We start from the raw sequence: 25,517 nt of genomic DNA on the forward strand, positions 1-25,517 counted from the left end.
TCAATAGTCAACCGAGGGCTGTTTTCTCCAGGTGTTCAAGGATGATCGGATAGACATCGACCACCGCGTTCTTGCCGAACATGCAGTCGATGTGGCCATAGCCCGGCACCACTTGCCGGCTATAGCGCTCCGGCCCATGCATTTCGCACAAACGCTGATAGGTCTTGAGGGTGCTTTCCGGCAGGTAACACTGGTTGTCGGCACCGCTGATGAAGCAGATCGGCATGGTCAGGCGATCAAAGTGCGGCATGTACACATCGTTGCCTTTGAAATCCACCAGGTGCCCTTTGCGCACGATCAGCGCCAGGTGCTCGAAGGTCTCGATATTCGACTCGCCGAACAACTCGTGCAGGTTGTCGTGCAGGGTTTCGTTGAGGGTGTCGTGGCGATACAGCGAGGCGTACATGAAGGTGATGCGGTGGCACACCGGGTTGGTGCAATAACCCTGCGCCTCGATCCGCGCGTAGCCGTTGAGGGCCTTGTCGTAGAGTTTGTTGAACCAGTTTTCCTTGCTGTCGGCGTAAGCGGTCATCGACTTGATGCCGATCGCATCGAGCATCCCCGGCAGGTGCAATCCGGCCTTCAGCCCTGTGGCAGTGGCAACTACGGTGTCAGCGGCAATCTGCGAGCAGACCACCGAACGCACACCCTGCAAACCGGCGAGCAACGACATGAAGAAGGTCGTTGCGCCGTAGCAATGCACCACGCACTGCACGTCCTTGGCCTGGGTCTGCTGCTGAATCTGCGCGATGGCAGCCTTGAAATCGTATTGGGCAATCTGGTCGCCGTTCCATTCCTTCTTGCTCGCCGGCAGCAAAATGCTCACGCGGAAATCAAGCAACCACACGTCGTAATCGTGTTTGCACAGATATTCCAGCAGGTTGGTCTGGATGGTGTCGGTGGAAAAGATATTCGAGCCGACGCCCAAACCATGCACCAGCATCACCGGGCCTTTGCTGCCGGCCTGGTAACGGGTCAGGCGCAGTTCGACGCCATCCTCGGTGGGAAAGAAATGCACCGCTGGCGTCGGCGCATCCAGCGGCCGTTTCAACCGTGGCGGCGCGTCGGGATTGAAGTAGATATCCCCGGCAAACACCCCGCCGTAACTTTCCCAGAGGATCCCGGCGAAGAACTTGCCGAACCGCGCCAAGCCTTCAATGCGCTCGCGCTCGTTGCGCGCATTGAGGACTTTCATGGTGGTCATCTGCTTGGCGAAATCGGTCGGATGGATGTGCATCACCCCGGAACCGATCACCTCACCGGTCTTGTCCGGCCCGCGATACAGCGTCACGTACAGCGTGCTGGTGTCATGCCAGATATTCAGCACGCCGTTGTCTTCCGGCACGGTTTTGAAGGCGCTGAAGAAATAGTCGTTACCGTCCTCGGCGGTTAGTTTCATGTCGTACTTCATGTGACGGGTATCGACCTGTTGCTCGAATTGTTCGAACAGGTTGAACACGCCGTTGCTCGCGGTCAGCGGCTGCGGTGACAGCGCTGGGGCGATGACAGTGCCAACGATGGTCGCCGCGTGCTCGGGTTCCTTGATCATGCGGTTGAGGTCGTTGGCGGTGATGGTCAGGGTGAAGTCGATCGGCGAATTGTCCGCCTCGCCGCGTTTGGCCGCTGCTTCGTAGACTTTCAGATCAGTGCTTTGCGCCGCGGTGAAGGCGCGAGAGAAATAGCCTTTCATGGTTTCGGTGAACTGCACGCCGAGGGTTGGCGGCGCCACCTGTTTGCGCGGCGCCGAAGGCAGCGTGTAGTCGATCTGCCAGCCACGGTCGGCGGCGAGCAAGCCCATGTTGCGCTCACTCACCGCGGAGATGGTCAGCAGCGGATTGACCGCCAGCGACGTCGGAATCACCGCGCCGTCAGTCACGTACAAATTAGCGTAAACATCCGTGCCGCTGGCACCGCTGAACACCTGCCCCTTGTGATTGACCACGCCTTGCGCCGCGTCTTCGCCCATTACGCAACCGCCCAACGGGTGCACCGAGACGATGCTGTGCTTGAGCAGTTTGGTCCAGATCGGATTCTCCACCCACACGCCACCCAGTGCCTTGGTGCTCTGCTGCAAACGCTCGTTGCCGAGCTTGAAGTTCTCCTGCTCGCCAACGCCCGGCCAGTCGATACGCAGTTGATCCTTGTTGTCGAGGACCATCCGCCCCTGGCCGCTGTCATGGCTCATGATCAGGTAAGTCTGCATGTTGTGCAGTGCACCGTAATACGGGCCGCGCAGAAAGCTTTCCGCTTCACGCGCCTTGTATTTCACCTTGCCGCTGAAGCTGTCATCCGTGGCCACGCCGATCATCTCGGCAAACCCGGCCATGGCCGGCACCATCGGCCGGCCGAGCGCGCCGGGGATCGAGCCCTCCTCGATGACCATGCGGCTGCGCCAGTCGCCTTCCGTGCGCATGTCGATCACCGAGGTGATGCACGGGCCGACCGGGTGCAGTTCCTTGGCCGGGTGCGCACCGAAACCGATGCCGTTGATGGTCTGCTCGCAGTTGTGGCCGAAGCCGAGGATGTCGCCGTTGCCGCTCATGTTCTCGCCGAGCTGGGCGGACATCACCACGCCTTTGTCGCGCGTGCGCAGAAGAATTTCCGTGGAGCCGAGGGTGCCGGCGGAGACCACGACGATGTCGGCCTTCACGAACAACGTCGGCGCGCTGAACATCTCCCGTCCGCTGTCGAGGTACTGGAAGTGCACGATCCAGCCTTCACCATCACGCTCCAGGTGCCGCACTTCGGCCTGGCAAAAAATCTCCGCGCCGTGATTCCAGGCGTCCGGCAGATAATTCATCAGCGTGGTGTTCTTGGCCTTGTTGTTACAGCCCGACACGCAGTCGCCGCACTGGTTGCACGGCAGTTGCTCGACGCCGACATGGTTGAGGTTGTTCGGCAGCTTGTCGAAGGTCACGTTGATCGGCGGCTTGTAGAAGTGCGCGCCTTGCTTGAGGTAATCCGCGGATTTCTTGTTGGCGTCGAGTTTGGGCAGGTTCGGCGCAGTGTTCGGGTAAGGATTGGGTTTGAGCATTTCCCGGGCGCGGGCATAACCGTCCTTGAGCAGCGTATCGCGGTGTTCACGCACCGCTTGCGGCCAGCGCGGATCATCGAATACGCCCGGCTCCGGTTCGAGGGCCACGTTGGCATTGATCAGCGACGTGCCGCCGAGGCCGCAACCGACCACGACGTTCTGCTGGGCATTCACATGTAAATCGAACAGCCCGGTGCGCGAGCCGATATGGCCATCCGGGTCATGCACCTGCAGTTCCTCGGTGGCGGCGATCATGGTGTTGGGGTATTCGCCGGGCTGGATTTCCCGACCGCGTTCGAGCAGGCACACACGTTTGCCGGCACGGGACAGGCGCGAGGCAGCAATGCCGCCGCCGTAGCCTGAACCAATGACAATCACATCGTAGTGTTCCTTGATCTCGCTGATGGGCGTTGCGATCCGTGTCATGAGGTGGTTCCTCTAATCAGGCAGATGGGGGCAACTCTGCGGTTGCCTGCAATCGATGGGCGGACGGGCACCTGGCCACCGGATCAAGTCCGGCGACAGCACAGCGGTCTGGCGGGTGGGGCGCGCTACAGGCGAGCGTGCTGATTGGCGGCGCGCCGTAGCGTGCGCTTGCGTGGCGAGGGCGGGGGGCGGTGCGGCTGACTATCCATCATGCGTTCTCCCAGAACCTGATGTGGATAAGTGACGGCTGTCCTTGTGCCATTGCAGTGAAGACAGCGCAGGAATCGAAGTCAAGGCAACGTCTTAGAACTGTATGAAATGTGATCAATTGCCGTTTGGACTATGCCGGACGGGGCTTGCGGGGTTTGACGAACAAGTTATCCACATAGCCACCCACAGCAAATGGGGGTAACTGTGGATGACTGGAAAAATAAACCGCTGATTTATCAAGAAAAATCGTGACTTATTCAGAAGAAGGGTTTGCGAGACGCATTGGTTGTTTTTTGATCACAAGCTTGAAAGCCACGTTTTTCATGGCTTTCAGAGGATGGCAAACACGTTATCCACAGAAGCACCAACAGAGATCGGGGGTAACTTTGCCTGTGCTGTGGAAAAGCGCCGAAGGCTGTGTGAAATCGAGGTTTGCGCGGGAGTTTTCCTTGGAAACAGATGAATTGACTATTTTTTGATCAAATCTTTGAAAGCCACGGTCTGTATGGGTCGCAGCGGATAGCGAACATCTTATCCACAGAAGCGCCAACAGAGATTGGGGGCAACTTGCTGAGTTATCCTGCCGAAAAAGCCCTGAAAATCCGTGACTTAGGCTGGTTGTTTTTTGATCGGAGGGCTGTAGGGCTTGATTGGCACGGGGTGCAGGGATGGGCGAACACGTTATCCACAGATCCGCCAACAGGGATTGTGGGTAAACCGCCTACCCTCATCGGAACGCCGCCCGCCCAGCCCTCTCCCGGAGGGAGAGAGAGCCGACCGAATCGCCTATTTGAACTCCATCGACCTGAACGAACATTGCGATCTCAGGCTTGGCCAAGCCAAGGTCACCGCGCAATCGCAGGTCGATGTAATTAGCCAATACCACTCGGTCGGTCGCCTCTCCCTCTGGGAGAGGGCTAGGGTGAGGGGCTTTTCAGCGGACAACGCCTTCTTCAATCAGCAACTTGAGGATCGCTTCAGCACCGGCCTGAGGGGTAACACCCTTGAGCACTTGCCCCCCGCCCCCACTGGCCTTGGCCGTCGCGGCTTTCATCCGGTCCGCACCGCTCTTGGCCTTGATCACCTTCAAGCGTTTCGGCCGTGGCTTGGCGGGTTGCAGGGTGGCAACCGACAACAACTCATCGTCCACAACTTCCACATCTTCAGCCTGCAAAACCCCGCGTCGCGCCGGTCCATAAGCACTCTGCCGAGGTTTCGGCGCGGCGTTATCCACAGTCGCCAGAAACGGCAGTTTCACTTTCAACCGACGCCGCTGCCCGCGCGGCAACGCTTGCAGCACCAGCGCCGAGCCGTCGTTGATCGACTCGACCTGCGCTAGGCCCACCACCAGCGGCCAGCCCAGACCTTCCGCCAGCAAGAACGGCAACATCCCCGAACCTTCGCCGGTTTCCGCCTGGCTGCCGGTCAGCACCACCTGCGCACCGGCATCACGCAGATACGCGGTCAGCGCCGGCAGCGCATCGGCACCAGCCGGTTGCTCCAGCACATGCATCTGCTCAAGACCCATGCCCAGATAGGCGCGCAACGCCGGCTCCGCAACGTCGCCGGCATGCAGCACTTGCAAGTTATCCCCAGCCAGTTGCAAACCCAGTTCCACGGCGCGCGCGTCCTGATCAGCGCGGCGTGGCCGCCCGGAAGTAGGGTGAGCGCCGATTGAAACCAGACTGATTACTTTCGTGTTCATAGCGTTTCCTTAAGCCGCATCGCGCTTGGCTTCGTTGCGGTAAGCCGCCACCGCCTCGATCAACGCCTGAAGAATCTCTGCGCTCTCGCCGATCACGGAGAGGTCGGCACGCTTGATCATGTCGCAACCCGGATCGAGGTTGATCGCCACCACCTTGTCGCAGGCACCAATGCCTTGCAGATGCTGGATCGCGCCAGAGATGCCCACAGCCACATAGACCCGCGCGGTAACCCAGGTGCCGGACGCGCCGACCTGGCGATCACGGGCCATGAAGCCATCGTCCACCGCCACCCGCGACGCGCCTTCGGTAGCGCCGAGTGCCGCCGCCGTTTCGTGGAACAGCGCCCAGTCCTTGACGCCGTTGCCGCCGGAGAAAATGAACTCCGCTTCGGCCATAGGAATTGCTGCCGGGTCGACCGCCACGGCGCCGAGATCTTCAATCCGCGACAGGCTGCGCGCTACTGTTGTGGATAACTCCACCGACAAGGCTTCATGACGGGTTTCGCTGACCGGTTCGGCGCATTCAGCGGCGGCCAGAATCAACCGTGCGAACGGACGGGCGAGGTCTTGCAGACCCGCACCGGCACGGCCGATGCATTCCTGATCCTTGACCTGCCAGACTCGCGTGGCCGGGCGCTCGCCCAGTGCAGCGGCAAAACGCCGGCCGAGTTCGCCGCCACCGCTGCGACTGTCTGGGAGCAGCCAGTGACGCGGGTTGAACTGGTTATCCACAGCGCGCAAACCTTGCACGCGTTGCTCCGGTGCATAACCACTAAAGGCTTCGCCTTCGAGCACCAGCAAACGATCGACGCCTGCTGTGGCGAAGGCGTTTTCCTTGTGCTCGCCAAAGACCACCGCCAGCACCGCGCCGTCATTGCCGGCGAGCTGATGAGCGAGGCCGAGCAAGTCGCGATCGTGGCTGCTCAGGCGGCCGCCGACCATTTCCGGCACCACACTGATATAGAACGCCGGGGCCGGCACCTGATGCAGCGGCAATTGCACTTCAACCGTGGCCGAACGTTTGACCGCCCCGCCCTGTTGCGCGCCGCTGCGATCGATCCGCTTGATGCCGTTGGGGCCGATAAAACCAATACCGTGCAGGTTCTTGCGGATGATGCCGTTGGGCCCCATCCAGCTGTGTTGCGCCGGTTGCATCGCCGCGTGCAGCGGATGCAGGCGGTTACGCGCAATCCATTCGGCGCGTGGGTCGCGGCGGATAATGTCGCTCATCAATGGGCCTCCGCAGGTTCACGTTTGGCCGGGGTGGCAGGCTTGTTCGGCGCGGCGTCTTCGAGCAACGCGTCGGCCACCAGTTCGGCGATGTCCTTGATCAGCGGACGCGGTTCGACCACGCCTTCGAGCATCGCCGTGCACTGTGGACAACCCACGGCCACCAGTTCGGCGCCGGTCTCGCGGATGTCTTCCATGCGCATATCAGGAATCCGTTGCTTACCCGGAATGTCGGTGATCGGCGCCCCGCCACCGCCGCCGCAGCAACGCGAGCGGAAGCCGGAACGTTGCATCTCTTTGACCTCGATGCCGAGGGCACGCAGCACTTCGCGCGGCGCTTCGTACTCGCCGTTGTAACGACCGAGGTAGCACGGGTCGTGATAGGTCACGCTGTTGCCTTTGTGCTGACCGAGGTTCAGCGCACCGGCCTGAATGATTTCCGCCATGTAGGTACTGTGGTGCTGCACCAGGTAGTTGCCGTCGAAGGCGCCATATTCGTTTTTCAGCACATGGAAACTGTGCGGATCGCAGGTGACGATGCGGTTGAAGCTGTATTTGGCCAAGGTCTGGATATTGCGTTTGGCGAGCAACTGGAAGGTCGCTTCATCGCCCAGACGACGGGCCACGTCACCGCTGTCACGTTCTTCCAGCCCCAATACGGCGAAGTCGATTTTTGCCGCTTTCAGTACTTTGACGAACGCGCGCAAAGTGCGCTGGTTGCGCATGTCGAAGGCACCGTCGCCGACCCAGAACAGCACGTCAGTGGATTTCTTCTCGCTGAGCAGATTGAGGTTCAAGTCCGCTGCCCAGTTCATCCGTCCGCCCGGGGCAAAACCGCCGGGGTTGTCGGTGGCAATGAGGTTTTCGAGGACTTCTGCGCCCTTGTTCGGGGTTGCGCCTTTTTCCAGGGTCAAATGGCGACGCATGTCGACGATGGCATCGACGTGCTCGATCATCATCGGGCACTCCTCGACGCAGGCACGGCAGGTGGTGCACGACCACAGGGTTTCGGCGTCGACCAGACCGTTGACGATGGGTTGATGGGGATCGCCGCTGTGCTCGCCAATTGGTTTGCCGGGATACGGACTGCCGGCGAACTTGGCATCGGTGCCGCCAGCGAGGCCGACGACCATGTCCTGAATCAGTTTTTTCGGGTTCAACGGCTGGCCGGCGGCGAAGGCCGGGCACGCCGCTTCGCACTTGCCGCACTGCACGCAGGCGTCAAAGCCGAGCAACTGGTTCCAGGTGAAATCCTTGGGTCTCTCAACACCCAACGGCGCTGACGGATCATTGAGATCCAACGGCTTCAAACCCGTGGAACGGCCGCCGCCAAAACGTTCGGCGCGACGGTGCCAGGCCAAGTGCAAGGCACCGGCAAAGGCGTGTTTCATCGGCCCGCCCCAGGTCATGCCGAAGAACAGTTCCGACACGCCCCACAACACGCCGATCCCGAGGATGACCGCGAGTATCCAGCCGCCAAAGTTCACCGGAAGAATTCCGGCCACTGGCAAGGTCAGCAGAAAGAACGACGCCGAGAACGCCAGCAGGCTTTTCGGCAGGCGCATCCACGGGCCTTTCGACAGCCGCGCCGGCGGGTTGCGCCGACGCAGATAAACGAAGATCGCACCGACGAACATCACCGCCGTCATCAGCAGCAAGGCATAACCGAGGATGCGATTGTGCAGGCCAAAACCATGCACCAGCAGCGCCAGCACAATCGACGCCACCGCACCGCCGGCCGTGGCCACGTGGGTGTTGGCGATGTATTTGTCCCGCGCCACGACATGGTGCAAGTCGACCATGTAGCGCTTGGGCATGGCGAACAGGCCGCCGATCAGATCGACCTTCGAGGCCCGGCCCCGACGCCACATCGCTACCCGTCGCAACGCACCAAGGACACCAAGGCCCAGGGCGGCGAACAACAGGATTGGAAGAAGGGTGTTCAACATAGGTGAAGCTCCCAAAGACCGCAGGGTCTTGCAGGTCGAGTTGCCTTACTCGGTCACTGTGGGAGCGAGCTTGCTCGCGAAGGCGGACTGACATTCAACATCGATGTCGACTGATCCACCGCTTTCGCGAGCAAGCTCGCTCCCACAGGGTTGTGTGCAAGCCTTTAGAAGTCTTTACACAGTCTGAGCGCGTCATAGATCGCGGCGTGGGTGTTGCGCTGCGCCACGCAGTCGCCGATGCGGAACAGCAAGTAGCCGTCGCCGGTGGTACTCAGCGAAGGTTGCGGCTGGATCGCGAACAACGCTTCAACGTCGATCTGGCCCTTGTTGCGCGAACCCTCTTTGAGCGCGTAGTAGATTTCTTCATCCGGACGCACGCCGTTCTCCACCACCACCTGATCGACCACCCGCTCCTCTTTGGCGCCGGTGTATTCGTTTTCCAGCACCGCGACCAGTTTGTCGCCTTCGCGGTAGACCTTCTCCAGCATCATGTCGCCGGTCATGATCACTTCTTTCGGGTACATGCTGCGGTAGTAGGTCGGGAACGACGTACCGCCGATGGCCACGCCCGGTTTGATGTCGTCGGTGACGATCTCGACCTGGCTGCCTTTGTCGGCGAGGAAGTCGGCAACCGACATCCCGGTGAACTCGCAAATGGTGTCGTAGACCAGCACGTTCTTGCCCGGCGCAACCTTGCCGTCGAGCACGTCCCAACTGCTGACCACCAAGCCTTCGGCGGCGCCCCAGTGTTCGTTCTGTTCCAGGTACGGATGCCCGCCGACCGCCAGCACCACCACGTCCGGACGCAAGTCCATGATGGTCTCGGCATCAGCCGCCGTGCCCAGACGCAGATCGACTTTCAGCCGCGCCAGTTCCAGCTGGAACCAGCGGGTAATACCGGCGATCTGGTCACGCTGCGGCGCTTTCGATGCGGTAGTGATCTGCCCGCCGATGAATTCCTTCTTCTCGAACAGGGTCACGTCGTGGCCTCGCTCGGCAGCAACACGTGCCGCTTCCATCCCGGCAGGGCCGGCACCGACGATCACCACTTTGCGTTTCGGCCCGGTGGATTTCTCGATGATGTGCGGCACGCCCATGTATTCGCGGGACGTCGCGGCATTCTGGATGCACAACACGTCGAGGCCTTGATACTGACGGTCGATGCAGTAGTTGGCGCCGACGCACTGTTTGATCTGATCGATCTGACCCATCTTGATCTTGGCGATCAGGTGCGGATCAGCGATGTGCGCACGGGTCATGCCGACCATGTCGACGTAACCGCCCTCAAGAATCCGTGTGGCCTGGTTCGGGTCCTTGATGTTCTGTGCGTGCAGCACCGGCACCTTGACCACTTCCTTGATTCCGGCGGCCAGATGCAGGAACGGCTCCGGTGGATAACTCATGTTCGGAATCACGTTGGCCAGGGTGTTGTGGGTGTCACAACCCGAGCCGACGACGCCGATGAAATCGAGCATGCCGGTGTCGTCGTAATACTTGGCGATCTGCTTCATGTCCTCGTGGGACAAGCCGTCCGGGTGGAACTCGTCACCGCACAGACGCATGCCCACGCAGAAGTCGTCACCGACCTCGGCGCGCACAGCCTTCAGCACTTCCAGACCGAACTTCATCCGGCCTTCGAAGGTGCCGCCCCATTCGTCGGTACGCTTGTTGACGCGCGGGCTCCAGAACTGGTCGATCATGTGCTGGTGCACCGCTGACAGCTCAACGCCGTCGAGACCACCGGCCTTGGCCCGGCGCGCCGCCTGGGCATAGTTGCCAATCACCCGCCAGATTTCTTCCGGCTCGATGGTTTTGCAGGTGGCGCGGTGTACCGGTTCACGGATGCCCGAGGGCGACATCAGCGTCGGCCAGTTGAAGCCGTCCCAGCGCGAGCGCCGGCCCATGTGGGTAATCTGAATCATGATCTTGGCGCCATGCTTGTGCATGGCGTCGGCCAGGTTCTGGAAATGCGGAATGATGCGGTCGGTGGACAAATTCACCGAGCTCCACCATTCCTGCGGGCTGTCGATGGCGACCACAGAGGAGCCGCCGCAAATCGCCAGGCCGATGCCGCCCTTGGCTTTCTCTTCATAGTATTTGACGTAGCGGTCGGTGGTCATGCCGCCGTCCGTTGCGTAGACCTCCGCGTGCGCGGTGCTGAGCACGCGGTTGCGGATGGTCAGTTTGCCGATCTGGATCGGCTGGAACATTGCTTCGAAAGCCATGGCGGGTTCCTCGACTTACAACGGCTTGACGGTGAACAGGCCGTCGTCGTGGCCTTCTTCGGAGCCACCGTAGACTTGCTCGGCGACGGTGCGAATCTTGCTGCCGCGAGCCTCAAGAATCTGATCCATGGCCCCGGCAAACCAACCGGTGAACATGTAATCGACTTTGCGCCCGACCTTGCCGTACACGTAGACGAATGCCGAGTGTTCGAGCTTGACGCTGGCGGTGCCTTTGTCGAGGTCGATGTCTTGGATCTTGAACAGACCCCAGCCGCGTTGCGACAAGCGCTTCATGTAGTGCTCGAACACCGCGACGCCTTCCAGGCCGTGGCATTCAGCTTCTTTCTCGCACCAGTGCCAGGCGGATTTGTAGCCGGCCTTATAGAGGATTTCGGCGTAGGCGTCGGCGCCCAAAACTTCTTCGATGCCCATGTGGTTATTCACGAAGAAGTGACGCGGTACGTAGAGCATCGGCAGGGCGTCGGAGGTCCAGACACCGGTTTCGCTGTCGACTTCGATTGGCAATTGCGGGGCGATCTTGGCCATGGAAACTTAACTCCAGAAAAATAGTGGATTCAGTGGTGACCGCTGCCCTCACCCCAGCCCTCTCCCACAGGAGAGGGGGCAGATCGGCGGCGGTCTTGAGTCAGCGTTACTCGCCCCAGACGTCTTTCAGGACGTTGACCCAGTTTTCGCCCATGATCTTGCGCACGACGCGCTCGGAATGGCCGCGCTTGAGCAGGGTTTCGGTCAGGTTCGGGAACTCGCCGACGGTGCGGATGCCCAGCGGGTTGATGATCTTGCCGAAGCTGGTCAGACGGCGGGCGTAGCCCTTGTCGTGGGTCAGGTATTCGAAGAAGTCCTGGCCGTGACCCTGGGTGAAGTCGGTGCCGATGCCGATGGCGTCTTCGCCGACGATGTTCATGGTGTATTCGATCGCTTCGGCGTAGTCGTCGATGGTCGAATCGATGCCCTTGGCGAGGAACGGCGCGAACATGGTTACGCCGACAAAACCGCCGTGGTCGGCAATGAACTTCAGTTCTGCATCGGACTTGTTGCGCGGGTGCTCTTTGAGACCCGACGGCAGGCAGTGGGAATAGCAGACCGGTTTTTTCGATTCGAGGATGACTTCTTCGGAAGTCTTCGAGCCGACATGGGACAGGTCGCACATGACGCCGACGCGGTTCATCTCGGCGACGATCTCGCGACCGAAACCCGACAGGCCGCCGTCACGCTCATAGCAACCGGTGCCGACCAAGTTCTGGGTGTTGTAGCACATCTGCACGATGCCGACGCCGAGCTGCTTGAACACTTCGACATAGCCGATCTGGTCTTCAAACGCGTGAGCATTCTGGAAGCCGAAGAGGATGCCGGTCTTGCCTTGCTCCTTGGCGCGACGGATGTCGGCGGTGGTGCGCACCGGCATCACCAGGTCGCCGTTTTCGCGGATCAGCTTCTGGCTGGCGGCAATATTGTTCACGGTCGCCTGAAAGCCTTCCCACACCGACACAGTGCAGTTGGCTGCCGTCAGACCGCCCTTGCGCATGTCTTCGAACAGCTCGCGGTTCCATTTGGCAATGATCAGACCGTCGATAACGATGCTGTCGGCGTGTAATTCGGCTGGGCTCATCAGGCGTCCCCTTATTGGCGATTCATGCGCCGAATCGTCTGCCGGCGCTTTGGGGCCAGCATATGCCTCGGTGCCGGGGCGACCGGGTGCAAAAACGACAGGGGAATTGCCGAAAGCGTCAATCCGCGACAAAGGGTCGCCAGACGCTCCGATCAGCTACCTGTTCAAGCCCGCCAGCTTGAGCCAGAATCTGGCCCATCTTGGAAACACCACTGGATTAGAGCGGCGACAACAATGAAATCGATCTTCTTGGCTTTGGCTTTGCTTGCGACCGGCGTGCACGCCGCTGAAGAGTCCGACAACAACCCGTGCGACGCCGTCGAAAACGACGTCCAGACCCTGGAATGCTCGACCTATAGCCGCACCACCGCCGAAGACCTGCTCAAGGACAACTACGCCAGCCTCAACGAACGCATGCAGACGGCGTATGGCAAGAACCCGACGCAATTGGCGGACATTACCGCCAAGATCAAGACGGCTCAGCAGCAGTGGTTGAAGACGCGGGACGCGGATTGTGCGGTGGAAGCGTTTCCGGCGACCGCTGGCAGCAAGGCCTTTACGATTGCGCAGAATGACTGCGTGGCGCGGATGAGTGATGAACGGTCGGAGTTTTTGGAGTCGATTGGGCAGGAGTGATCCTGACTTCTCGCAACATGCCGTCAAACTTGCGGATTGGTATTTGGGAGAAATATAAGAAAAGATTCTGAAATCTTATAAAAGACTTATATTTCTTCGTATATGAAGTTATCCACAGATATCCAAATCATCAACGATGCCGAGGGCAAGCCAGCCTTCGTCGTCATCCCTTACGCCCAGTACTTCGCGCAGAAAATGCAGCCCGATCTGATTCCCCATGAGGTCGTCAGTCGGATGGTCGATGGGGCAACACCGATCCGCGCCTGGCGCGAACACCTCAACCTGACTCAGGAAGAAGTCGCCAAACGCATGGGCATTTCGCAACCGGCGTTTGCTCAACAGGAAACGGTGTCCAAGCCACGAAAAGCAACTCGCGAAAAGATTGCGGCGGCCTTTGGAATCACCTCTGAGCAGCTTGAGCTCTAGCCGGTTATGGCGTGTTTGCCTGCCGCAATAGCCAGGCATTCACACCGCCACCCAGCACCCTCATCAATCCTGAAAAGGAGAACGAGGTTTCACATGATCGAGGATCAGACGTGGCGCCTCGTACTCATACCCCAAGTCAGTGATGTCGCTCACAGTCCGAGCAGACTGCGCAAACGGCTCAAGCACATCATCGTAGTTATGTCCTATCGGACCATTGATCAGAGGCGCGTAATGCGGCGCCCAACGTTCGTTGCTCTGGAGCATCAGCGACTGCCAGTCTGCCCACACTTTGTCGACAAAGCAGTGATGCAGGAAGAACACCGGATCATCTGGAGAGGTCATCGGCAACATATTGCCGCCCACCCAGAGGTGGACGCGATTATGCAGTTGTGAACCCGCAGTGGTTACCTGCGGATCACCGCGCTGGGTGATCCAGCCTTCCAGACGATTTCGGAAGCCACGCACAGTCGGGCCGGAATCATAAGGCGGGGTGTCGTAAAGACTTTCGCGCAAAGCCATTTGCAGATCTTCCGGGGTTGGCAATGAGTTTACAACCAGCCCGAACTGGCGCTTCAAACCAGGACCTGGCAAATCGTCATCCGGATAGGAGGGAACCGGCCATTTACCGTTTTGAACAGCAAACGGACCGGTTGCTACACGCCACTCATCGCTTTCAACACCATTACCGCCCATAAAATCCTCAGCCCACAGCGGAGAGTTGAGCGGATTGGCAGCATCTTCGGTCCAGTTCCAGTAAGGAATCGTGTTGGAGCGGTTAATCGCCTGAAGGTCATTTTCGAACTTCAGTAAAAATGCCCGGTGCCAGGGCAAGAACGAAGGCCCCCGATGAGCGCCATTGCGGTAGTTTGGATCGTTTGGTTCATGTGGCAAAACCGTGGGCTTCATGACTTGGTGATGCAGGTGTACATACTCATCGTATTGACCAGTCTTTTTGAGCTGGAGGCAGGCATCGACGAAGTTGTCTTTTTCGATTGGGGTCAGCGAGCGAATGTTCTTGCGCAGCTTCATGTCTTCAATCCTTTGAGCGAGGTTAGGTGTGGAAAGGGCGACAATCGTCCCAATCCCCCGACAACCAAGCTAGGCGCCAGTCGGAAGGGCGTCTACTGTCAGAAATTACAGGTCAACAACTATTTCAGACCAGCGGTACTGCTCCGCTGCGGCACCGACGCGAGGTGACTTGACCGCCCGACTGCGTCAACATGACCGCCATCCAATTCGCTCATAAGGTCACTCGCCCATGAACATCTGCGGCATCGAAATCAAAGGCAGCGAAGCGATCATCGCCGTGGCCGCTCTCGACGGTTCGAACCTGAGCCACGTTCCCCTCGCCACCAAGAAGATTGCCCTCGAAGACGATGACGAGGCGGCGAACGTGAAGCTGTTCGCGGCACAGGTGGCGTCGTTTGTGCGGGAGAATTCGGTTGACCGGATTGCGATCAAGAAGCGCAGCAAGAAGGGTGAGTTTGCCGGTGGCCCGACGACGTTCAAGATTGAGGGGATTTTGCAGTTGCTGGATGGTTGCGAGGTGACGTTGTTGTCGCCGCAGACGATCAATGCGCAGGCGAAGAAGCATAATTTCGAGCTGCCGGGGACGTTGAACAAGTATCAGCATGAGGCTTATAAAGCGGCGTGTTCGGCGTTAATGAAGAAGTAACCCGATTTCCGAAATCACAGTAAATCCATGTGGGAGCGAGCTTGCTCGCGAAGAGGGAGTGTCAGTCGACAGTTTTTTTGAATGCTCTACCGCATTCGCGAGCAAGCTCGCTCCCACAGGTTTATTTGCTGGTCTCAAGATCAGGCCTGGGCGGTACGGCGGTCTTCGCGGGGGCAGCGGGCGAATTTTGCGCGGTAGCTGCGGGTGAAGTAGGACGGTGATTCGAAGCCGCAGGCGATGCTGACTTCGAGCACGCTCATGTCGGTTTGGCGCAATAACTGCCGGGCTTTTTCCAGCCGTAACCTGAGATAGAAATTGCTCGGTGTATCGTTCAGATGCAGCCGAAACAAGCGCTCCAATTGCCTCCGCGTGACCTTGATCGATTCCGCCAGTTGCAGCGTGGTCAGCGGCGGTTCGCTGTGCTGCTCCATCTCGCCGATCACCTGCACCAATTTCTTGTTGTTGATGCCGTAACGCGTAGCGACTTCCATACGCTGGTGGTCTTTGCGCGGACGAATGCGCCCCAGCACAAACTGCTCGCTGACCTGAATCGCCAGTTGCGGGCCATGGGCCTGGGCGATCAGATCGAGCATTAAATCGATGGACGCCGTGCCGCCCGCCGAGGTGATGCGCCGGCGGTCGATCTCGAACAGCTCCTGGGTGACGCTGAGCGTTGGATAAGATTCCTTGAATGCGTCGATGGCTTCCCAGTGCAGGGTCAGGCGATGACCGTCGAGCAGACCTGCTTCAGCGAGGACAAAGCTGCCGGTGTCGATAGCACCGAGGGTCACGCCTTCGTTATCCAGTCGCCGCAACCAGTGTTCAAGGGTTGGCGTGGCGAACTTCAGCGGTTCAAACCCGGCCACCACCAGCAGCGTCGCGCCTTTCTTCAGCGGCTCCAGCGCCGCATCGGCGTTGACCGACATGCCATTGCTTGCCAGCACCGCCCCGCCGTCGGCGCTGAGCACATGCCAGCGGTACAGCTCGCCACGAAAGCGGTTGGCCACGCGCAGCGGTTCGATCGCCGAAATAAAGCCGATGGCGGAGAACCCCGGCATCAGCAGAAAGTAGAAATCCTGGGACATGGGCGCACTCGATTCGCGGGTAACGAGAGGGAGGGGAGCGTGGCTCGTTGATACGCCGATTGTCGTCAGCGTTCAAGCGCACAGGTCGCTACAGTGCAAATGCCAGTCGCCGCAGTGCGCTTTCATGGGCGTATAGCTGCGTAACTTGGCATCACCGGCGCATCAGACGCCGGAAACCACAATAAACCACCTGCCGAGGAACCCGACATGAAACGACTGATCAGCAGCTGTGTTCTTGCACTCAGCGGTACCGCTTTCTTGAGCGCCAGCGTCATGGCGGCCGAACCTGCGTCATGCCAGAACGTACGCATGGGCGTGGTCAACTGGACCGACGTGATCGCCACCAGTGCCATGACCCAGGTCCTGCTCGACGGCCTCGGCTACAACACCAAACAAACCAGCGCGTCCCAGCAAATCATCTTCGCCGGGATCCGCGATCAGCGCCTGGACCTGTTCCTCGGTTACTGGAACCCGCTGATGACCCAGACCATCACGCCGTTTGTCGACGCCAATCAGGTCAAAGTCCTCGAAGCGCCAAGCCTGAAAGATGCCCGTGCGACCCTCGCCGTGCCGACTTATCTGGCCGACAAGGGCCTGAAAACCTTCGCCGACATTGCCAAGTTCGAAAAAGAACTGGCCGGCAAGATCTACGGCATCGAGCCAGGCTCGGGCGCCAACACGCAGATCAAGGCAATGATCGCCAAGAACCAGTTCGGCCTCGGCAAGTTCCAGTTGGTCGAGTCGAGCGAGGCCGGCATGCTCGCCGCCGTCGACCGTGCTGTGCGCCGCAAAGAGGCCGTGGTCTTCTTTGGCTGGGCGCCGCACCCGATGAACGTCAACGTCAAGATGACTTATCTGACCGGCAGCGACGACGCCCTCGGCCCGAATGAAGGCATGGCCACCGTGTGGACAGTGACCGCGCCGAAATACGCCGAGCAGTGCCCGAACATTGGTCGCCTGCTGACCAACCTGACGTTCACCGCCGAGGACGAGAGCCGGATGATGCAGCCGCTGCTCGACCACAAGGACGCTTTCGAATCGGCCAAGCAATGGCTCAAGGATCACCCCGAAGACAAGCAGCGCTGGCTGGAAGGTGTGACCACGTTCGATGGCAAACCGGCGGCTGAAAACCTGCAACTGACCAGCAAATAACCGCCACCCTCACCCTAGCCCTCTCCCGTTGGGAGAGGGAACTGAACGACGCTTCGCAGCCCGGAAAAGGGTTGCGGACAGACCCATCACGCCTGAAGGAAACCGCACCATGAACCACGACGTCATCATCACCTGCGCACTCACCGGTGCTGGCGACACGACCGCCAAAAGCCCACACGTGCCGGTCACCCCGAAACAAATTGCTGCTGCTGCGGTGGAAGCGGCCAAGGCCGGCGCCACGGTTGTGCATTGCCATGTGCGCGATCCGCAGACCGGCAAGTTCAGCCGTGACGTGGCGCTGTACCGCGAAGTGATGGAGCGCATCCGCGAGGCCGACGTCGACATCATCGTCAACCTCACCGCCGGCATGGGCGGCGATCTGGAAATCGGCGCTGGCGAGAACCCGATGGAGTTTGGCCCGAATACCGATCTGGTCGGCCCGTTGACTCGTCTGGCTCACGTTGAAGCGCTGTTACCGGAAATCTGCACCCTCGATTGCGGCACGCTGAACTTCGGCGATGGCGACACCATTTACGTCTCCACACCGGCGCAACTGCGTGCCGGCGCCAAGCGCATTACCGAGCTGGGCGTGAAGGCCGAGCTGGAGATTTTCGACACCGGTCACCTGTGGTTCGCCAAGCAGATGATCAAGGAAGGCCTGCTCGATAACCCGTTATTCCAGCTGTGCCTGGGCATCCCGTGGGGCGCGCCGGCGGATACCACCACGATGAAAGCCATGGTCGACAACCTGCCCGCCGATGCGGTGTGGGCCGGGTTTGGCATTGGCCGCATGCAGATGCCAATGGCCGCACAAGCGGTGCTGCTCGGCGGCAACGTGCGGGTGGGGCTGGAAGACAACCTGTGGCTGGACAAAGGCGTGCTGGCGACCAACGGCCAACTGGTCGAACGCGCCACCGAAATCCTCAGCCGCCTCGGCGCCCGGGTGCTGACCCCGGCCGAGGGCCGCAAGAAAATGGGCCTGACCCAGCGCGGCTAACGAACTCACCTCAAAACCCTGTGGGAGCGAGCTTGCTCGCGAATGCGATGGATCTGCTGATGAAGATACTGCGGATGTACCGCCCCCTTCGCGAGCAAGCTCGCTCCCACAGTTGATCGCCGAACTATTCAGGAAATCACCATGAGCTTTATCACCGAAATCAAAACCTTCGCCGCGCTGGGCAGCGGTGTCATCGGCAGCGGCTGGGTATCCCGCGCCCTCGCCCATGGCCTGGATGTGATCGCCTGGGACCCGGCACCCGGTGCCGAAGCGGCACTGCGCAAACGCGTGGCCAACGCCTGGGGCGCGCTGGAAAAAAACGGTCTGGCACCGGGCGCTTCGCAGGATCGTCTGCGCTTCGTCGCGACCATCGAGGAGTGCGTGCGCGATGCCGATTTCATTCAGGAAAGCGCTCCGGAACGCCTGGAACTGAAACTCGATCTGCACAGCAAAATCAGCGCCGCGGCCAAGCCCAATGCGTTGATCGGTTCGAGTACCTCGGGCCTGCTGCCAAGTGAGTTCTACGAGAGCTCAACGCACCCTGAACGCTGCGTGGTCGGCCACCCGTTCAACCCGGTTTATCTGCTGCCGTTGGTCGAAGTCGTGGGTGGCAAGAACACCGCGCCCGAGGCCGTTCAGGCAGCGATGAAAGTCTACGAATCCCTCGGCATGCGTCCGCTGCACGTGCGCAAAGAAGTGCCGGGGTTTATCGCCGACCGCTTGCTCGAAGCGCTGTGGCGTGAGGCGCTGCACCTGGTCAACGATGGTGTCGCGACCACTGGCGAGATCGATGATGCGATCCGCTTTGGCGCCGGCCTGCGCTGGTCGTTCATGGGTACGTTCCTGACTTATACCTTGGCCGGGGGTGATGCCGGCATGCGCCACTTCATGTCGCAATTCGGCCCGGCGTTGCAGTTGCCGTGGACCTATCTGCCGGCGCCGGAACTGACTGACAAGTTGATTGATGATGTGGTTGATGGCACCAGTGATCAGCTTGGTCGTCACAGCATTTCGGCACTGGAGCGCTATCGTGATGATTGCTTGCTGGCGGTGCTTGAGGCGGTGAAGACCACAAAGGAAAAGCATGGGATGGCGTTCAGCGAGTAATGCGTTCGCGTCAGACCGCTGCCCTCACCCTAGCCCTCTCCCAGGGGTAGAGGGGACTGACCGAGTTGAATGTTCGAGCTACGCCGACCTGCACCGCCGAGCCGAACTCAGGACTTGAAACGCTTGAAGATCAGCACCCTTTCTCCTCTCCTCCATTGGGGAAAGGGGACTGACCGCGGTGTTTTTTTCGAGCTACGCCGACTTGATCTATCGAGCCGAACTCAAGTTTTGAAAGGCGCCCGATCTACTCCCTTCCCCCTCTCCCCCTGGGGGAGAGGGCTGGGGTGAGGGGGTAGCTTTTGATCTTGAAGACCACCTAACTGCCGGAACCCAAACCATGCCCCAGCTCACCACGCACCAAACCCGAATCATCCCCGACTGGGTCGACTACAACGGCCACCTGCGCGACGCCTTCTACCTGCTGATTTTCAGCTACGCCACCGACGCCCTGATGGATCGCCTCGGCATGGACAGCAACAACCGCGAAGCCAGCGGCCACTCGCTGTTCACCCTTGAACTGCACCTCAACTATCTGCACGAAGTGAAGCTCGACAGCGAAGTCGAAGTGCGTACGCAAATCATCGGTCACGACAGCAAACGCCTGCACCTCTATCACAGCCTGTACAAGGTCGGTGAGGAACAGGAACTGGCCGGCAACGAACAGATGCTGTTGCACGTCGATCTCGCCGGCCCGCGTTCGGCACCGTTCAGCGCGGACACCCTGAGCCGCCTGCAAAGCATCGTCGCCGAGCAGCAAGACTTGCCCGCTCCCGCTTACATCGGCCGCGTTATCGCACTGCCACCCGCCAGGTAATCCATCGATCACAAGGAGCCGCCATGCACACCGCTGCCGCTGTTGCCGATTTCCGTACTTATCCGTTGATCAGCGCGCTCGGTGGCGTGCAGACCCTGGCGGATCGCGTTGCCATTGAATGGGCTGACGGTCGTGTCAGCCCGTTTCACCACGTCTGGTTGCGGGATAACTGCCCGTGCCCGCAGTGCGTCTACAACGTCACCCGCGAGCAGGTGTTCGAGATTGTCGATGTCGCTGAAGACCTCAGGCCTGCCGCCGCCGATATCGATACCGACGGCTGCCTGCGCATCGACTGGCAGGACGGTCACCTCAGCCGTTTCGATCCCGGCTGGCTGCGCGCTCATGCCTATGACGATGAATCCCGCGCCGAACGCTTGGCCGGCAAACCTAAGTCTCATCTGTGGCGCAGCGATCTGCAGTTGCCAGTGTTCGAATACGCGGCATTGATGAACGACAACGCCGCCCTGCTGCAATGGCTGCTCGCCGTACGCGACATCGGCCTGACGCAAGTACGCGGCGTGCCCACCGAGTCCGGTTCACTGAAGCTCATCGCGCAACGCATTTCCTTCATTCGCGAGAGCAACTTCGGTGTGCTGTTCAACGTGCAATCCAAAGCCGATGCCGACAGCAATGCCTACACCGCTTTCAACCTGCCGTTGCACACCGATCTACCGACCCGCGAGCTGCAACCGGGGCTGCAATTTCTGCATTGCCTGGTGAATGACGCCGAGGGTGGCGAAAGTATTTTTGTCGACGGTTTTGCGATTGCCGATGCGTTGCGCAGTGAAGACCCTGCATCGTTTCAGGCGCTGTGTGAAATACCGGTGGAGTTTCGCAACAAGGATCGCCATAGCGACTATCGCTGCCTGGCGCCGATCATCGCTTTGGACGCCTTGGGACGCGTGGCGGAAATCCGCATGGCAAACTTTCTGCGCGGAGCGTTCGATACCTCGGTAGAGCAGATGCCACGGTTGTATCGGGCTTATCGGCGGTTTATTGCGATGACCCGTGAGCCACGGTTTCGGCTGATGCAGCGGCTTAATTCCGGTGAGCTGTGGTGCTTCGATAATCGCCGTACGTTGCACGCGCGTAATGCCTTCGATCCGGCGACCGGGGCGCGGCATTTTCAGGGCTGCTACGTCGACCGGGATGAGTTGTTGTCGCGGATTCTGGTGTTGCAGCGGTAGACCGCGTCATCGTTCTTCGCGAGCAGGCTCGCTCCCACATTTAATCGCATTCCCCTGAATGAACGCGGTCACCTGTGGGAGCGAGCTTGCTCGCGAAAGCGTCAGTCCAGACAACGCGTCACTAACTGAATCACAGACAAAAAAAGCCCCGATACCAGCCGTGACTGGATCGGGGCTCAAGCTACTGTTGAGGAGCTGCCAAGCGAGGGTGACCAAACCTTCGTGTTGCAAGCTGAGTTCAGTGTGCCCACTCCCTTGAGCGGCGAGTTAGCCGAAAACGACCTGTTCATAGCCGTCGCAGCCACTGCGACAAATCGCCCTTGCCGTGCTCCCGCATGGCTACCAGAATCGAGCCACGACCTCCGTTACCGAAGAAGGATGCGCGTCATGATGTATGCCGATTTGATCGATCAGGAAGATTTGTTGGGCCAGCTCAAGGCGTTGGGTATTCAAGTGCCCAGTGGCACTACTGCCGATAAGGCTTGCGAGTGCGCGGTGCGCGGTCTGGATAATGTTCGCGCGTTTGAACTGCGCAAAATGGTCAAGGACATGTACACCAGCGGCGCCAGTATCCAGCCTGCGGTGCGCCAGGCGATCGACAAACAATTACTGCCGGCATTGGCGGACTATCAGCAAAGCCATAGCGCCTGACGTTGCTCACCTGATCGTTCCCACGCTCTGCGTGGGAATGCCTCAACGGACGCTCCGCGTTCGGCCTTTTGGGACGCAGAGCGTCCCGGGCTGCGTTCCCACGCAGAGCGTGGGAACGATCCTCATCAGAGCCTTACGCTGGCAAACGTCGATTCATTGCGCGCCTGACTCAACGCCGACATCGGCCCCGACAGCGGCGACATCACGATGGCCTGCGGCAGCGGCAACATCGCCACTTGTTGAGTGGTGTTGGACCCTACGCGCTCGTCACGCGGCGGAATGCCGAAGTATTCGCGATAGCACTTGGAGAAGTGCGGCGTCGAGACGAAACCACACACGGACGCCACTTCGATGATCGACATCGGCGTCTGCTTGAGCAACTGCCGGGCGCGAATCAAACGCAGCTTCAAGTAGTAACGCGACGGCGAGCAGTGCAGGTATTTCTGGAACAGGCGCTCCAGCTGTCGACGCGACACGGCGACGTACACCGCCAGTTCATCGAGGTCGATCGGCTCTTCGAGGTTGGCTTCCATCAGCGCGACGATTTCCTGCAGCTTCGGCTGGTTGGTGCCGAGCATGTGCTTGAGCGGCACACGCTGGTGATCCTGTTCGTTGCGGATACGTTCGTAGACGAACATCTCCGAGATCGCGGCGGACAGTTCACGGCCGTGATCGCGACTGATCAGGTGCAGCATCATGTCCAGCGGCGCGGTACCGCCGGAGCTGGTGAAACGGTTACGGTCGAGGGTGAACAAACGGGTGCTCATGGCCACGCGCGGGAAAGCTTCCTGCATCGCCGCCAGACATTCCCAGTGCACGCTGCAATCGAAACCATCGAGCAACCCGGCGCAGGCCAAAGCCCAACTGCCGGTGCACACCGCGCCGAGACGCTTGGACTGACGCGCCTGGCTTTGCAGCCAGGAAACGTGTTCACGGGTAACAGTGCGTTGAATGCCGATGCCGCCGCAGACAATCACAGTGTCCAGTGGCGGGGCTTTGTGCATGGAGGCGTCTGGCGTGATTTGCAGACCGTCACTGGCCCACACCTGGCCGCCATCGACGGTGAGGGTACTCCAGCGATACAGCTCGCGACCGGACAATTGGTTGGCCATGCGCAGGGGTTCTACTGCGGACGCCAGAGAAATCAGCGTGAAATTGTCCAGCAGCAGAAAGCCGATGGATTGAGGCGCACGGTTCTGGGGTTGGGCCCCGGAGTTGAACGACGTCATCGCGGTATCTCCTCACACAAAGCGGGTGATGGCCTCAGGCGGAGGCTCTTGTTATTGCCAGCGTTCTCGCGTGGGAGACGGGCTTTGTTATGACAGAGCAATTGCCATGCCTAAAATTGGATGGCCGTTCAATAACTCCTGAAAACGACGTCGCGACGTGTCTATACGAGCCGTCCGACGAAAGGTGTTTCGAAGTGCCATCAGCGTTGCTGAGCGCCCTGCCCCCAAGGGTGTGAGCAAATCGGTAGCACTTGTGGGAACTGGCCTGCGCGCAGTTTGAGGGGAGTGTCACCGCAAGCACGGGTGACGGACGGTAGGGGGTGCTGAATGCATGTAACAGCTGGGAAAGACTCTTATCTGTTTGCGACGCGCTAAAAGGTGGCGTGATTTATTGTCTGTGTTCACTTGATGAGCAATTTTGACTGGTCTGGCCCCTTCGCGAGCAGGCTCACTCCTACATTTGGAATGCGTTCCCCTGTAGGAGCGAGCCTGCTCGCGATGGAGGCGACTCGGTCTCAGCACTCAACCGCACTGACCGCCAATCCACCACGCGATGTCTCTTTATATTTGTCATGCATATCAGCGCCGGTATCACGCATGGTGCGGATCACCCGATCCAGCGAGATAAAGTGCTGACCATCGCCACGCAATGCCATTTGCGCCGCGTTGATCGCCTTGACCGCGGCAATCGCATTACGCTCGATGCACGGCACCTGCACCAAGCCACCGACCGGATCGCAAGTCAGCCCAAGGTTGTGTTCAAGACCAATCTCCGCTGCGTTGCACAACTGCTCCGGCGTGGCACCAAGAATCTCCGCCAGCCCCGCCGCCGCCATCGCACACGCCGAACCGACTTCGCCCTGGCAACCCACTTCGGCGCCCGAGATCGAAGCATTCTTCTTGCACAGAATCCCCACCGCCGCTGCACCGAGGAAGTAATCGACCACGTTGGCGTCAGTCACCGCTTCACTGAACTTCATAAAGTAGTGCAACACCGCCGGAATGATGCCCGCCGCGCCATTGGTCGGCGCCGTGACCATGCGCCCGCCCGCCGCGTTTTCTTCATTAACCGCCAGAGCGAACAGGTTGACCCACTCCATCGCGCTCAGCGTCGAGCCGATCACATTGGGCTTGCCCAGTTCCTGCAGACTGCGATGCAACTTCGCCGCGCGCCGACGCACATTCAGTCCGCCGGGCAGAATGCCTTCGTGTTTCAGGCCCTGCTCGACGCAATCCTGCATCGCCCGCCACAGTTTCATCAGCCCGGCGCGGATCTCTTCTTCACTGCGCCAGACCTTTTCGTTGGCCATCATCAATTCGGCAACGCGCAGGTTGTTTTTCTTGCACAACTCCAACAGCTCAACCGCGCTGGAAAAGTCGTAGGGCAACTCAGTGCGATCCAGATCGACCACGCCGCTGGACGCCTGCGCTTGATCCACGACAAAACCGCCGCCCACCGAATAGTAGGTGTCGCGATGCAGTTCGCCGTGATCACCCTCGGCAACGATAGTCATGGCATTGGGGTGGAATGGCAGGTTCTCGTCGATCAGGCGCATGTCCCGTGCCCAGACAAACGGCACCGACAAGCGACCATCCAATAGCAGGGTGTGCGTTTCGCGCAGCGCCTGGATACGTGGGCCGATCTGCGACGGGTCGATTGCGTCCGGCCACTCGCCCATCAAACCCATGATCACCGCGTTGTCGCTGCCGTGGCCAATGCCCGTGGCCGACAGCGATCCGAACAATTGCACTTCTATACGACGCACCTGTTCCAACTGGTGCTTGTCCCGAAGCGACTCGACGAACAACGCCGCGGCGCGCATGGGCCCGACGGTGTGGGAACTGGAAGGGCCGATGCCGATTTTGAACAGGTCGAAAACGCTGATAGCCATTGCTGCAGAGCTCCTGAGGATGCCGGTCCGGGGCGTGAAGCGCCCGCTGGCGGAGCTGCTACGCTCAAGCTGCGATCCGCCGGAATGCCCGCATCATCAGGCTTTTGTCGGAGCGCACGGCGTCTGACACCGACGCACTCATGTCCACCAGCGCCGCGCCGTTTTCGCCCCGGTTTTTCGCCGTTTTTGTGCGGTTCAGATGGCCATTCGGGGCTGAAAAAAGCTGTAAACGACGTCACTGACACTGGATGCGACCA

20 protein-coding genes are annotated in these 25,517 nt (G+C 59.9%); 9 read left to right on the top strand and 11 right to left on the bottom strand.

Going from position 1 to position 25,517, the window contains the following annotated elements:
• Positions 1 to 7: 7 nt before the first annotated feature.
• From AB4O01_RS17900 to AB4O01_RS17930, 7 genes are all read right to left on the bottom strand, one after another.
• Positions 8 to 3,460, bottom strand: a complete 3,453-nt coding sequence (locus AB4O01_RS17900) for an alpha/beta fold hydrolase (RefSeq protein WP_460089133.1) — start codon at positions 3,458 to 3,460, stop codon at positions 8 to 10.
• Positions 3,461 to 4,604: 1,144 nt separating this feature from the next.
• Positions 4,605 to 5,375: an electron transfer flavoprotein subunit beta gene (gene etfB, locus AB4O01_RS17905; RefSeq protein ID WP_093429902.1), complete on the bottom strand. Its 771-nt coding sequence runs from the start codon at positions 5,373 to 5,375 to the stop codon at positions 4,605 to 4,607.
• 9 nt (positions 5,376 to 5,384) lie between these two features.
• Positions 5,385 to 6,605 (bottom strand): electron transfer flavoprotein subunit alpha, encoded by a 1,221-nt coding sequence (etfA, locus tag AB4O01_RS17910; protein ID WP_460089134.1) that lies wholly within the window; start codon positions 6,603 to 6,605, stop codon positions 5,385 to 5,387.
• A complete protein-coding gene (gene dgcB / locus AB4O01_RS17915; RefSeq protein ID WP_186619988.1) occupies positions 6,605 to 8,554 on the bottom strand; it encodes a dimethylglycine demethylation protein DgcB in 1,950 nt (649 codons plus the stop codon). The genes etfA and dgcB overlap by 1 nt, the downstream gene beginning before the upstream one ends.
• A gap of 164 nt (positions 8,555 to 8,718) precedes the next feature.
• Positions 8,719 to 10,779: a dimethylglycine demethylation protein DgcA gene (dgcA, locus tag AB4O01_RS17920; RefSeq protein WP_093429899.1), complete on the bottom strand. Its 2,061-nt coding sequence runs from the start codon at positions 10,777 to 10,779 to the stop codon at positions 8,719 to 8,721.
• A 15-nt stretch (positions 10,780 to 10,794) separates the two neighbouring features.
• On the bottom strand, positions 10,795 to 11,325 hold the full coding sequence (locus AB4O01_RS17925) for a DUF5943 domain-containing protein (RefSeq protein WP_005792152.1): 531 nt from the start codon (positions 11,323 to 11,325) through the stop codon (positions 10,795 to 10,797).
• 106 nt (positions 11,326 to 11,431) lie between these two features.
• Complete coding sequence (locus AB4O01_RS17930) at positions 11,432 to 12,409, bottom strand: dipeptidase (protein ID WP_093429898.1); 978 nt, start codon at positions 12,407 to 12,409, stop codon at positions 11,432 to 11,434.
• A gap of 234 nt (positions 12,410 to 12,643) precedes the next feature.
• On the opposite strand from AB4O01_RS17930, the gene AB4O01_RS17935 reads away from it, so the two are divergent.
• Positions 12,644 to 13,045 (top strand): lysozyme inhibitor LprI family protein, encoded by a 402-nt coding sequence (locus AB4O01_RS17935; protein ID WP_077574880.1) that lies wholly within the window; start codon positions 12,644 to 12,646, stop codon positions 13,043 to 13,045.
• A gap of 102 nt (positions 13,046 to 13,147) precedes the next feature.
• Complete coding sequence (locus AB4O01_RS17940; RefSeq protein WP_460089135.1) at positions 13,148 to 13,471, top strand: helix-turn-helix domain-containing protein; 324 nt, start codon at positions 13,148 to 13,150, stop codon at positions 13,469 to 13,471.
• Positions 13,472 to 13,534: 63 nt separating this feature from the next.
• On the opposite strand, the gene AB4O01_RS17945 is transcribed toward AB4O01_RS17940, so the two are convergent.
• On the bottom strand, positions 13,535 to 14,500 hold the full coding sequence (locus AB4O01_RS17945; RefSeq protein WP_186619992.1) for a tyrosinase family protein: 966 nt from the start codon (positions 14,498 to 14,500) through the stop codon (positions 13,535 to 13,537).
• 229 nt (positions 14,501 to 14,729) lie between these two features.
• Between AB4O01_RS17945 and AB4O01_RS17950 the strand changes: the two genes are divergently transcribed.
• Positions 14,730 to 15,146 carry a DUF3010 family protein gene (locus tag AB4O01_RS17950; protein WP_460089136.1) on the top strand — a complete coding sequence of 139 codons (417 nt, stop codon included), beginning with the start codon at positions 14,730 to 14,732 and terminating at the stop codon, positions 15,144 to 15,146.
• A 140-nt stretch (positions 15,147 to 15,286) separates the two neighbouring features.
• Here AB4O01_RS17950 and AB4O01_RS17955 read toward each other — a convergent pair whose 3' ends face one another.
• Positions 15,287 to 16,231 (bottom strand): GlxA family transcriptional regulator, encoded by a 945-nt coding sequence (locus tag AB4O01_RS17955; protein WP_099757380.1) that lies wholly within the window; start codon positions 16,229 to 16,231, stop codon positions 15,287 to 15,289.
• Between the two features lie 207 nt (positions 16,232 to 16,438).
• Between AB4O01_RS17955 and AB4O01_RS17960 the strand changes: the two genes are divergently transcribed.
• From AB4O01_RS17960 to AB4O01_RS17985, 6 genes are all read left to right on the top strand, one after another.
• Positions 16,439 to 17,383, top strand: coding sequence for a choline ABC transporter substrate-binding protein (locus AB4O01_RS17960; RefSeq protein ID WP_460089137.1), 945 nt, complete (start codon positions 16,439 to 16,441; stop codon positions 17,381 to 17,383).
• Between the two features lie 109 nt (positions 17,384 to 17,492).
• Entirely contained in the window at positions 17,493 to 18,380 is an 888-nt protein-coding gene (locus AB4O01_RS17965; RefSeq protein ID WP_093429893.1) for a beta-keto acid cleavage family enzyme, read from the top strand.
• A 141-nt stretch (positions 18,381 to 18,521) separates the two neighbouring features.
• A complete protein-coding gene (locus AB4O01_RS17970; RefSeq protein WP_093429892.1) occupies positions 18,522 to 19,487 on the top strand; it encodes an L-carnitine dehydrogenase in 966 nt (321 codons plus the stop codon).
• 337 nt (positions 19,488 to 19,824) lie between these two features.
• Positions 19,825 to 20,301, top strand: coding sequence for a thioesterase family protein (locus AB4O01_RS17975; protein WP_460089138.1), 477 nt, complete (start codon positions 19,825 to 19,827; stop codon positions 20,299 to 20,301).
• A gap of 23 nt (positions 20,302 to 20,324) precedes the next feature.
• Entirely contained in the window at positions 20,325 to 21,488 is a 1,164-nt protein-coding gene (locus AB4O01_RS17980; RefSeq protein WP_460089139.1) for a gamma-butyrobetaine dioxygenase, read from the top strand.
• A 387-nt stretch (positions 21,489 to 21,875) separates the two neighbouring features.
• Positions 21,876 to 22,139 carry a hypothetical protein gene (locus AB4O01_RS17985; protein WP_095050250.1) on the top strand — a complete coding sequence of 88 codons (264 nt, stop codon included), beginning with the start codon at positions 21,876 to 21,878 and terminating at the stop codon, positions 22,137 to 22,139.
• Between the two features lie 125 nt (positions 22,140 to 22,264).
• On the opposite strand, the gene gbdR is transcribed toward AB4O01_RS17985, so the two are convergent.
• A complete protein-coding gene (gene gbdR / locus AB4O01_RS17990; RefSeq protein WP_007949927.1) occupies positions 22,265 to 23,368 on the bottom strand; it encodes a choline metabolism transcriptional regulator GbdR in 1,104 nt (367 codons plus the stop codon).
• 515 nt (positions 23,369 to 23,883) lie between these two features.
• Positions 23,884 to 25,260 (bottom strand): L-serine ammonia-lyase, encoded by a 1,377-nt coding sequence (locus AB4O01_RS17995; protein ID WP_034153599.1) that lies wholly within the window; start codon positions 25,258 to 25,260, stop codon positions 23,884 to 23,886.
• Positions 25,261 to 25,517 lie beyond the last annotated feature (257 nt).

It is taken from the genome of Pseudomonas sp. S2_E02, assembly GCF_054668355.1.